Source organism: Micromonospora acroterricola (assembly GCF_003172955.1).
Lineage (GTDB): Bacteria > Actinomycetota > Actinomycetes > Mycobacteriales > Micromonosporaceae > Micromonospora > Micromonospora acroterricola.
Genome location: NZ_QGKR01000324.1, coordinates 1 through 11,248, shown reverse-complemented (window position 1 = coordinate 11,248; position 11,248 = coordinate 1). Strand labels below are relative to the sequence as shown.

Below are 11,248 nucleotides of genomic sequence, written 5' to 3'. Positions count from 1 at the left end.
GTGCTGCGGCTGGCCGCCGCCGGGCCGGTGGCCTTCGTGGCGCTGTTCCTGCTCGCCTCACCCACCTCGGCGGTGGTGCTGCCGCGCGGCGACGGCGGCGCGGTCGGCACGGCGCAGGGCGCGGTGCACCCGCCGGTGGTCATGCTGATCCTCGACGAGCTGCCGCTGGTCAGCCTGCTCGGCCCGGACGGCCGGATCGACGCGGCCCGGTTCCCGCACTTCGCCGAGCTGGCCGGCGGGTCGACCTGGTACCGCAACGCCACCGGGGTCAGCGGCTGGACCCCCAACGCGCTGCCGGCGATGCTCACCGGCCGCTACCCGGCGCGGTCGGTCGCGCCGCACTACTCGCAGTACCCGGACAACATCTTCACCGCCTTCGGCGGCCTGTACGACATTCGCGCCCAGGAGAGCATCACCCGCCTCTGCCCGCCCAGCCGCTGCGAGCAGCCGGTCGCGCCGGAGCAGGGGCTCGGCGTGCTGGTCCGGGAGACCGGCAGGCTGCTCGGCCAGGTCGCCGGGCCGACGCCCACCCGGGTCGACCCGGAGGACTCCTACCGGGAGCAGACCAGCGCCGAGGCCGGCCTGGACGCCGCCGAGCCGGTGCCGGCCGACCCGAAGTTCCGCTGGGACAGCCTGGACGACAACCAGCCCGCCCGGTTCACCAGCTTCCTCGCCGGGCTGAAGCCGGCACCCCGCCCCGCCCTGCACTTCCTGCACCTGCTGATGCCCCACTCGCCGTGGGCGTTCCTGCCGTCCGGGGCCCGCTACGACGCCCCCGAGGACCTGCCCAGCGACGGCGCCGGCTGGGTCGAGCTGGCGCGGCAGCGTCACCTCGCCCAGCTCGGCTACACCGACCGGCTGATCGGCGAGACGCTGCGGACGCTGCGCGCCAGCGGCCTCTACGACCAGGCCCTCGTCGTGGTGACCGCCGACCACGGCGTGAGCTTCCGCCAGGGCGCCCAGGGCCGCGGCATGGACGCGATCAAGGCCGCCGCGGGGGAGGTGGCGTGGGTGCCGATGTTCGTCAAGGAGCCACGGCAGCAGACCGGCCGGGTCGACGACCGCAACTGGGAGCACGTCGACCTGCTGCCCACGGTCGCCGACGAGGCCGGCATCCGGCTGCCCTGGCGGGTCGACGGCCGCTCCGCCCGGGAGGCGCCGCGCACCGACGGCACGAAGCACTTCTACGACCGCCCCGGCGAACCGGTCACCTTCCCCGGCGGGGTGCCCGCCCCGCCGCCGCTGCCGACGCCGCATCTCCTCGTGGGCACCGAGGTCCGGGCCGGTCCGGCCGGGGGCAGCGCCCGCGTGGCCGACCTGGCCGCGTTCCGGGCCATGGACCCGGACACCGGCAGCCTCCCGGCGCTGGTCTGGGGCGACGTGCCGGACGCGATACCCGACGGCACCCTGCTGGCGGTCGCGGTCAACGGCCGGATCGGGGCGGTCGTCCCGGTGGTGCCGGCCGACCCGGGTGGGCGCCGGTTCGCCGCGCTGCTCAGCGACGACCGGCTGTTCCACGCCGGCACCAACCAGCTCGACGTCTACCAGGTCGCGGGGGACGGTACGCTGCGACGCCTCACGCTGTCCTGAGCTGGCTCGGCGCTCGTCCCGGGCGCCGGGACGGCGGGTTTCCCGGCTGCCGGGTCGGGAATCGGGTGACGCATACCTCACCGTCGAACCACGGCGGGCGGTGTCCCCCAAGCCGCAATTACGGTAGAAGCGAAGGCAATTCAACGTAGATCTGCCGGCGAAGCGAGGAACCACATGACGGAAGTCAAGCTCGATCACCCCGGTGGGCAGCTGTCGATGCCGGTGCATCCTGCGGTCGAGGGCCCCGCCGGTATCGGGGTGAGCAAGCTGCTGAAGGAAACCGGGATGACGACGTACGACCCCGGTTTCGTCAACACCGCCGCTGCCTCATCCGCGATCACCTACATCGACGGCGACGCGGGCATCCTGCGTTACCGGGGGTACCCGATCGAGCAGCTGGCCGAGAAGTCCTCCTTCCTGGAGGTCTCGTACCTGCTCATCTACGGTGAGCTGCCGACCGAGCAGCAGCTGACCGAGTTCACCGAGTGGATCCGGCGGCACTCGCTGCTGCACGAGGAGATGCGCCGCTTCTTCGACGGCTTCCCCCGGGACGCCCACCCGATGGCCGTGCTCTCGTCGGCGGTCAGCGCCCTCTCCACCTTCTACCAGGACAGCCTGGACCCGTTCGACTCCGAGCACGTGGAGATCTCGACGGTCCGGCTCATGGCGAAGGTGCCGACCATCGCCTCGTACGCCTACAAGAAGTCCATCGGGCAGCCGCTGCTCTACCCGGACAACTCCCTGGGGTACGTGGACAACCTGCTGCGGATGACGTTCGGCGTGCCGGCGGAGCCGTACGAGGTCGACCCGGTGATGTCGAAGGTGCTGGACATGCTCTTCGTCCTGCACGCCGACCACGAGCAGAACTGCTCCACCTCGACCGTCCGGCTGGTCGGCTCCAGCAACGCCAACCTGTTCGCCTCCGTCTCGGCCGGCGTGAACGCGCTGTTCGGCCCGCTGCACGGCGGCGCCAACCAGGCCGTGCTGGAGATGCTCCAGCAGATCCACGCCGGCGACGGCGACGTCCGGTCCTTCGTCCGCAAGGTCAAGGACAAGCAGGACGGCGTCAAGCTGATGGGCTTCGGCCACCGGGTCTACAAGAACTACGACCCGCGGGCGGCGATCGTCAAGAAGGCCGCGCAGGACGTGCTGGGCCGGATGGCCAAGCCCGACCCGCTGCTGGACATCGCCATGGAGCTGGAGGAGATCGCCCTCGCCGACGACTTCTTCGTCTCCCGCCGGCTCTACCCGAACGTGGACTTCTACACCGGCCTGATCTACAAGGCCATGGGCTTCCCGACGAAGATGTTCACGGTGCTCTTCGCGCTGGGCCGGCTTCCCGGCTGGATCGCCCAGTGGCGCGAGATGATCAGCGACCCGGAGACCAAGATCGGCCGTCCGCGGCAGGTCTACGTCGGCGCCGCCGAGCGGGACTACGTCCCGTTCAACGAGCGCTGACCGTTCCGTTCAACCAGCGCTGACGGTGCTCGCCGACCGCTGACCGGGGCGCACCCGCACTGACGAGCGGCCGTCGGCCCCCACCCGGGGCCGACGGCCGCTCGTTTTTCGATCTGCGTCCGGGGCCGTGGCCGCACACAGATCCACTCCACATCCCCGACCGGGCTGGGGGCCTGTGGCTCGTTCGAGCGCGATACCTCTGAGGCATATTTATGCCTCAGAGGTATCAGCGTCGTCGGGAGATGGCCCGTCCACCACCCGTCCTGGCGGAACCCGTCCGCCGAGCGCGGTCTTTCCGACGCACTCCGCGTTGTCACCAGCGACCAGTCGTAGACACGGTCGATCATGGAGCTGTGGTGGGCGCTCAGGAGCACCCACTCAACGCCATGACCGACGCGGGGGAGGGGACGGGCGTTAGCGCAGGCCGGCGGCGGCGAGCAGGTTGCCGTCCGGGAGGGCTGGCAGGGCGCGGCCCTGGGACATGCGCTGCTCGGCGCGCTCGGCCGTGAACGCCGCGTCGGTCGTGATGGCGGCGGCGTAGCTGGCGGCGGTGCGTTGGGCGATGGCCGACCAGCCGTACTGGTCGTGGACCATCCGCCGGGCGCGGCGGGCGAGGGTGCGGGCACGCTCCCGGTCGGACAGCAGCGCGTCCACGGCCTCGGTCAGCCCGTCCGGGTCGTGCGGCTGGAACGTCATCCCGGTCACGCCCGGCTCGACGATCTCGGCGAGACCACCGGTGGCGGCGACCGCCAGCGGGGCACCGGCCGCGGCGCCCTCCAGGGCCACCATGCCGAACGGCTCGTAGATGCTCGGCACCGCGAAGCAGTCGGAGGCGGCCATCAGCGCCGGCAGGTCCGTGCCGCCGAGGAAGCCCGGCATGGTGACCATGCCGCCCAGGCCGTGGCGGTGCACCTCGGCCTCCAGTTCGGCGCGGTACGGGCCGTCGCCGGCGATCACGGCACGCAGCCCGGGGTGCCGCTCCCGCAGCCGGGGCAGCCCGGCGATCAGGTGCTGCACGCCCTTCTCGTAGACCAGCCGTCCGGCGAAGGTGACCAGCGGGCCGTCCCCGGCGAACCGGGCCCGGGCGGCGGCCACCGCGCGGGCCGGCACCCGCCAGCGGTGCGGCTCCACACCGTTGGCCACCACGTCGACCCGGCCGGCAGGCACGCCGAACAGCGCGTTCACCTCGTCGCGCATGTACCCGGAGCACACGATGACCCGGTTGGACTCGGTGCTCAGCCACTGCTCCACGCCGTGGATCGTGCGGTTCATCTCCTCCGGCAGCCAGCCCTGGTGCCGGCCGGCCTCGGTGGCGTGGATGGTGCTCACCAGCGGGATGTCCAGGTGGTCGCGCAACGTCATCGCGGTGTGGGCGACGAGCCAGTCGTGGGCGTGGATGACGTCGTACGAGCCGGCCTGGGTGGCGCGCAGGGCGGTACGGGTGAGGGTGTGGTTGAAGGCCATCGTCCAGGCGAGCAGGGAGCCGGTGGCGAGGGGGAAGGTGACGGGGTCTTCGGGGGCGCGCAGGATGCGCACGCCGTCGGCGTACTCCTCCAGGGGTGCGCCCTCGGCGTGGCGGGTGATGACGGTGACGTCGTGGCCGGCGGCGGCGAGGGCGACGGAGAGGGCGTGGACGTGTCGGCCGAGGCCGCCGACGAGCACCGGCGGGTACTCCCACGACAGCATCAGGATGCGACGGGTCTGCGGCGGCACCCCCGGGCCGGGCTGGGCCGGAACCTGGGGCCGGGAGGTCAGGGTGGGCCGGTGGGCCCGGTCCGTGGCGGTAGCGAGCTGCTCGCCGACCCGCAGGGTGGTCACATCAATCTCCGTCCATGCAGGGTGGTACGCGCCGGCATCGGTGGCGGCGAAGGGAGAGGTGGCGGGGTGGCCGAGGGCCGAGTGGATACGCGCGGGCGCGTCCCCGAACAAGCAAAGGGCATTGAGCGCGGTAGCGCATCCCGAGAGGGGTCAAGGTGACGGAAGACACCCGAAGGTTTAGCGCGCATCAGACGGGTGTATTCCGGGCATCCCCTGAAAGGATGGATTGGCGCGGCGGGGTGTGGGGCAATAGCGGCGTGCGCGCTGGCGACCCCTGCCGGTGCGCTCGCGGCGCAGTGCGCACATGACCATGGTCTGAAGGAGCGACATGCAGGTCTGGCCGGGCGAGCGGTACCCCCTGGGCGCAACCTACGACGGGATGGGCACCAACTTCGCCATCTTCTCGGAGGTGGCCGAGCGGATCGAGCTGTGCCTGTTCGACGAGTGGGACACCGGCGCCGAGCGGCGGGTCGAGCTGCGTGAGGTCGACGCGTACGTGTGGCACGCGTACCTGCCGGGCATCGAGCCGGGGCAGCGTTACGGCTACCGGGTCCACGGTCCGTACGACCAGGCCAACGGGCTGCGCTGCAACCCGCACAAGTTGCTGCTCGACCCGTACGCCAAGGCGATCGACGGCGATGTGGCGTGGGACCCGGCGGTCTACGACTACGACCTGGAGCACCCGGAGCGGATGTCGGAGACGGACTCGGCGCCGTTCATGCCGAAGTCGGTGGTGGTCAACCCGTACTTCGACTGGGGCAACGACAAGCCGCCGCGCACCCCGTACCACCACTCGGTGATCTACGAGGCCCACGTGCGGGGGCTGACCATGCGCCACCCGGACATCCCGGAGGAGCTGCGCGGCACGTACGCCGGGATCGCCTCGCCGCCGATGATCGAGCACCTGACCCGGCTGGGCGTGACCGCCATCGAGCTGATGCCGGTACACCAGTTCATCCACGACAACAGGCTGGTCGACCTGGGGCTGCGCAACTACTGGGGCTACAACACGATCGGCTTCTTCGCCCCGCACCACGGCTACTCGGCGCTGGGCCGGCTGGGCCAGCAGGTGCAGGAGTTCCGGGGCATGGTCAAGGCGCTGCACGCGGCCGGCATCGAGGTCATCCTCGACGTGGTCTACAACCACACCGCCGAGGGCAACCACCTCGGGCCGGCGCTGAGCTTCAAGGGCGTGGACGCCCCCAGCTACTACCGGCTCAGCGAGGAGGACCGCCGCTACTTCGTCGACTACACGGGCACCGGCAACAGCCTCAACGTGCGCAGCCCGCACTCCCTGCAACTGATCATGGATTCGCTGCGCTACTGGGTGCAGGAGATGCACGTCGACGGCTTCCGCTTCGACCTGGCCGCCACCCTGGCCCGCGAGTTCTACGAGGTCGACCGGCTCTCCACCTTCTTCGAGGTGGTGCAGCAGGACCCGGTGGTCAGCCAGGTCAAGCTGATCGCCGAGCCGTGGGACGTGGGCCCCGGCGGCTACCAGGTGGGCAACTTCCCGCCGCTGTGGACGGAGTGGAACGGCAAGTACCGGGACACGGTGCGGGACTTCTGGCGCGGTGAGCCGGCCACCCTGGCCGAGTTCGCGTCCCGGATCTCCGGCTCGGCCGACCTCTACCAGGACGACGGGCGCCGTCCGTTCCACAGCATCAACTTCGTCACCGTCCACGACGGGTTCACGCTCAACGACCTCGTGTCGTACAACGACAAGCACAACGAGGCCAACGGCGAGGACAACCGGGACGGCGAGAGCCACAACCGGTCCTGGAACTGCGGGGTCGAGGGCGACACCGACGACGAGGCGGTGCTCGCCCTGCGCGCCAAGCAGCGGCGCAACTTCCTGGCCACGCTGATGCTGTCCCAGGGCGTGCCGATGATCGGCCACGGCGACGAGCTGGGCCGCACGCAGCACGGCAACAACAACGTCTACTGCCAGGACAGCGAGCTGGCCTGGGTCGACTGGGACAACGCCGACCAGCACCTGCTGGAGTTCGTGCGGACGCTGACCGCGTTCCGGGCCCGGCACCAGGTGTTCCGCCGCCGCCGCTTCTTCACCGGCCTGCCGGTCGGCGGGCGTGGAATCGACGAGCCGCTGCCCGACCTGGCCTGGTACACCCCGGACGGGCGGGAGATGACCGCCGACGACTGGGGCAACGACTTCGGCCGCTCGGTGGCGCTCTTCGTCAACGGCGAGGGCATCCCCGAGCGCGGCCAGTACGGCCAGAAGCACCACGACGCCTCGTTCCTGCTCTGCTTCAACGCCCACGACGCCCCGCTGGACTTCACCCTCCCCGGCAGCGAGTACGGCCAGAAGTGGGAACGGGTGATCAGCACCGCCGAACCCGAACCCGACGACGTCATGGTGATCAGCGCGGGCGGCTCCGTCCGGGTGCCGGACCGCTCCCTGGTGGTGTTGGAGAGGACGATCTGAGATGGCGGTGCCCCCTCACCCCGAGCAGAGGAAGCCGACGGCCACCTACCGCGTGCAGGTCCGCCCCGGCTTCGACCTGGACGCCACCGCCGAGATCGCCGACTACCTCGCCGACCTCGGCGTCAGCCACCTCTACAGCGCCCCGCTGCTGACCGCCACCCCCGGCTCGGCGCACGGCTACGACGTGGTCGACCACCGGGCGGTCAACCCGGAGCTGGGCGGCGAGGCGGGCCGGCAGCGGCTGCTGCGCGCGCTGGCCGCCGCCGGGCTCGGCCTGGTCGTCGACATCGTGCCCAACCACGCCGGGGTGGCCGTGCCGCCGGCCAACCCCGCCTGGTGGGACGTGCTGCGCCGGGGTCGCGCCTCGGCGTACGCCGATTGGTTCGACATCGACTGGGACCGGGGCCGGCTGCTGCTGCCGGTGCTGGCCGACGACCCGGCCGCCCTGGACGACCTCAAGCTGGTCGAGGGGGAGCTGCGCTACCACGAGCACCGGTTCCCGGTCGCCGACGGCACCGGCGACGGCAGCGCCCGCGAGGTGCACGACCGGCAGCACTACGAGCTGGTGTCCTGGCGGCGCGGGGACGCCGAGCTGACGTACCGCCGGTTCTTCGCCGTCTCCGACCTTGCGGGGCTGCGGGTGGAGGACCCGGCGGTGTTCGCCGCCACCCACGAGCTGATCCTGCGCTGGGCCGCCGACGGTGAGGTCGACGGTATCCGCGTCGACCATCCCGACGGGCTGCGCGACCCCGCCGGCTACCTGGCCCGGCTGCGGGCCGCCGCGCCGGCGGCGTGGCTGACCGTGGAGAAGATCTTGGAGTACGGCGAGGAGCTGCCGGACTGGCCGGTGGACGGCACCACCGGCTACGACGCCCTGGCCGCGGTGAACGGCCTCTTCGTGGACCCGGACGCGGAGGGCGACTTCACGGTGCTGGACACCCGCCTCGTCGGGCACCACACCTCCTGGGAGGACCTGACCCACGACACCAAGCTGGCCGCCGCCACCAAGCTGCTCGCCGCCGAGCTGACCCGGCTGGCCGCGCTCGCCCCCGAGGTGCCCAGCGAGCAGGCGCGGGCGGCCCTCGCCGAGCTGGCCGCCGCGTTCGCCGTCTACCGGGGCTACCCGCCGCACGGCGGCCGGCACCTCGCCGCCGCCCGCTCCGAGGCCGGTCGGCGCCGCCCCGACCTGGCCGCCGCCCTGGACGCGGTCACCCGCCGCCTGCGCGACCCCGACGACGAGCTGGCGCAGCGCTTCCCCCAACTCACCGGCGCGGTGATGGCCAAGGGAGTGGAGGACACCGCCTTCTACCGGTGGAGCCGGTTCGTGGCGCTCAACGAGGTCGGCGGCAGCCCCGCCCACTTCGGGGTGCCGCCCGCGGAGTTCCACCGCTTCGCGACCGCCCGGCAGGTCCGCTGGCCGGCCAGCATGACCACCGTCTCCACCCACGACACGAAACGCAGCGAGGACGTCCGCGCGCGGATGGCCGTGCTCAGCGAGCTGCCGCAACGTTGGGGCGAGCAGGTCACCGCGTGGATGGCGTACGCGCCGCTGCCCGACCCGGCCTTCGCCCACCTGCTGTGGCAGACCGCCGCCGGCGCGTGGCCGATCGAGCGGGAGCGGCTGCACGCGTACGTGGAGAAGGCCGCCCGCGAGGCGGCGGTGTCGACGAGCTGGGGCGACCCCGACCCGGTCTTCGAGCGGGCGATGCACGGCGTCGTCGACGCGATGTACGACGACCGGCAGCTGCACGACGAGCTGACCGAGTTCGCGGCGGCGCTCACCCCGGCCGGCTGGTGCAACTCGCTGGGGCAGAAGCTGATCCAGCTCGCCATGCCCGGGGTGCCGGACACGTACCAGGGCACCGAGCTGTGGGACAACTCGCTCGTCGACCCCGACAACCGCCGCCCGGTCGACTTCTCCGTACGCCGGGAGCTGCTGGCGCGCCTCGACGGCGGCTGGCGTCCCCCGGTGGACGACAGCGGCGCCGCGAAGCTGCTGGTGGTCTCGCGGACCCTGCGGTTGCGCCGGGCGCACCCGGAGCTGTTCACCGGCTACCGGCCGGTGCCGGCGCACGGGTCGGCGGGACGGCACGTGGTGGCCTTCGACCGGGGTGGCGCCATCGCGGTGGCGACCCGGCTGCCACTGGGCCTGGCCCGCGCCGGCGGCTGGCGCGACACAGTTCTGTCGCTTCCCGTTAACGAGGTGAAGGACCTGTTCACCGGCCGGGTCTACAGTGGCGGTGAGACCTCCCTGGCCGAACTGCTGGCCGACTATCCCGTCGCACTGCTGGCTCCCACCGAATCCGCGGAGGCTGCGTGATGACCGAATTCACCGTGTGGGCGCCCGACGCCACCCGGGTCCGGCTGCACCTGCCCGGCGCCGCCGACCACGAGATGCGCGCCGCCCCCGACGGCTGGTGGCGGGTCGAGGTGCCCAACAGCGGCCCCGGCACCGACTACGCCTTCCTGCTGGACGACGACGACCATCCGCTGCCCGACCCGCGCTCGGCGTGGCAGCCCTCCGGTGTCCATGGGCCGAGCCGCCTGTACGACCACGCCGCCTTCGACTGGACCGACAGCTCGTGGACCGGCCGGCAACTGCCCGGCGGCATCCTCTACGAGCTGCACATCGGCACCTTCACCCCGGAGGGCACCTTCGACGCGGCCATCGACCGCCTCGACCACCTCGTCTCCCTCGGCGTCGACCTGATCGAACTGCTCCCGGTCAACGCCTTCAACGGCGAACACAACTGGGGGTACGACGGCGTCTGCTGGTACGCCCCGCACCAGCCCTACGGCGGCCCCGACGGGCTGAAACGGCTCGTCGACGCCGCCCACGCCAAGGGGTTGGGGGTGATCCTCGACGTCGTCTACAACCATTTCGGGCCCTCCGGGGCCTACGCGCCACGGTTCGGGCCCTACCTCGCCGAGCAGAGCAACAGTTGGGGCCGGTCGGTCAACCTGGACGGCCCGCACTCCGACGAGGTCCGCCGTTACATCATCGACAGCGTGCTGATGTGGCTGCGCGACTACCACGTCGACGGGCTGCGCCTGGACGCGGTGCACGCGCTGCCCGATAGCCGCGCGGTTCCGTTGCTCGAAGAGCTGGCTATCGAGGTTGAGTCGCTTTCGACCCACCTGGGACGGCCGCTGTCGCTGATCGCCGAGTCGGATCTCAACGATCCACGGCTGATCACGCCGCGGGAGGCGGGCGGCTTCGGGCTGCACGCGCAGTGGAACGACGACGCGCACCATGCGCTGCACACGTTGCTGACGGGGGAGCGGCAGGGCTACTACGGCGACTTCGGCTCGCTGGAGACCCTGGCGGACGTGCTCACCGGCGGGTTCTTCCACGCGGGCACCTGGTCGAGTTTCCGCAACCGGCACCACGGGCGGCCGCTGGACCCGCGGGTGCCGGGGCACCGGCTGGTGGCGTACCTGCAGAACCACGACCAGATCGGGAACCGGGCTACCGGGGATCGGATCTCAGCTTCGCTGTCGCCTTCTCTCCTGCGCGTCGGGGCCGTGTTGCTGCTGACTGCGCCGTTCACGCCGATGCTGTTCATGGGGGAGGAGTGGGCGGCTTCTACGCCGTGGCAGTTCTTCACGTCGCATCCTGAGCCGGAGTTGGCGTCGGCCGTGGTTACCGGGCGGCGGCGGGAGTTCGCGGCGCACGGGTGGCCGGAGGGGGACGTGCCCGATCCGCAGGATCCGCAGACGTTCGTGCGGTCGCGGTTGGACTGGGCGGAGCTGGACAAGCCCGAGCATCGGGAGATGTTGGCGTTCTACCAGCGGTTGATTGCGCTGCGTCGGTCGCTTCCGGACTTGTCGGATCCTCGGTTGCACGCGGTTTCCGTGCAGCATGGGGATCAGTTCCTGCTGATGCGGCGGGGGGACACGCTGGTCGTGGCGAACCTGGCTGGGCGGGGGCAGGGG

General features: G+C 71.7%; 6 protein-coding genes. 5 read left to right on the top strand and 1 reads right to left on the bottom strand.

Annotated features, from left to right (window positions below; genetic code table 11):
- On the top strand, positions 1-1,590 hold a 1,590-nt coding region (locus DKT68_RS27985; protein WP_109820380.1), incomplete at its 5' end, for a sulfatase-like hydrolase/transferase.
- 174 nt (positions 1,591-1,764) lie between these two features.
- Entirely contained in the window at positions 1,765-3,048 is a 1,284-nt protein-coding gene (locus DKT68_RS27980) for a citrate synthase (protein WP_109820379.1), read from the top strand.
- A gap of 414 nt (positions 3,049-3,462) precedes the next feature.
- Here the strand turns inward: DKT68_RS27980 and DKT68_RS27975 are convergent, their stop codons facing one another.
- A complete protein-coding gene (locus DKT68_RS27975) occupies positions 3,463-4,866 on the bottom strand; it encodes a glycosyltransferase family 4 protein (RefSeq protein WP_109820378.1) in 1,404 nt (467 codons plus the stop codon).
- Positions 4,867-5,194: 328 nt separating this feature from the next.
- On the opposite strand from DKT68_RS27975, the gene glgX reads away from it, so the two are divergent.
- The 3 genes from glgX to treZ form a co-directional block, all read left to right on the top strand.
- Positions 5,195-7,312 carry a glycogen debranching protein GlgX gene (gene glgX, locus DKT68_RS27970; protein WP_109820377.1) on the top strand — a complete coding sequence of 706 codons (2,118 nt, stop codon included), beginning with the start codon at positions 5,195-5,197 and terminating at the stop codon, positions 7,310-7,312.
- Position 7,313: 1 nt separating this feature from the next.
- A complete protein-coding gene (gene treY, locus DKT68_RS27965; RefSeq protein WP_109820376.1) occupies positions 7,314-9,632 on the top strand; it encodes a malto-oligosyltrehalose synthase in 2,319 nt (772 codons plus the stop codon).
- Positions 9,632-11,248 (top strand): malto-oligosyltrehalose trehalohydrolase (treZ, locus tag DKT68_RS27960; protein WP_109820375.1); only part of this gene is annotated, 1,617 nt, incomplete at its 3' end. The genes treY and treZ, both read left to right, overlap by 1 nt.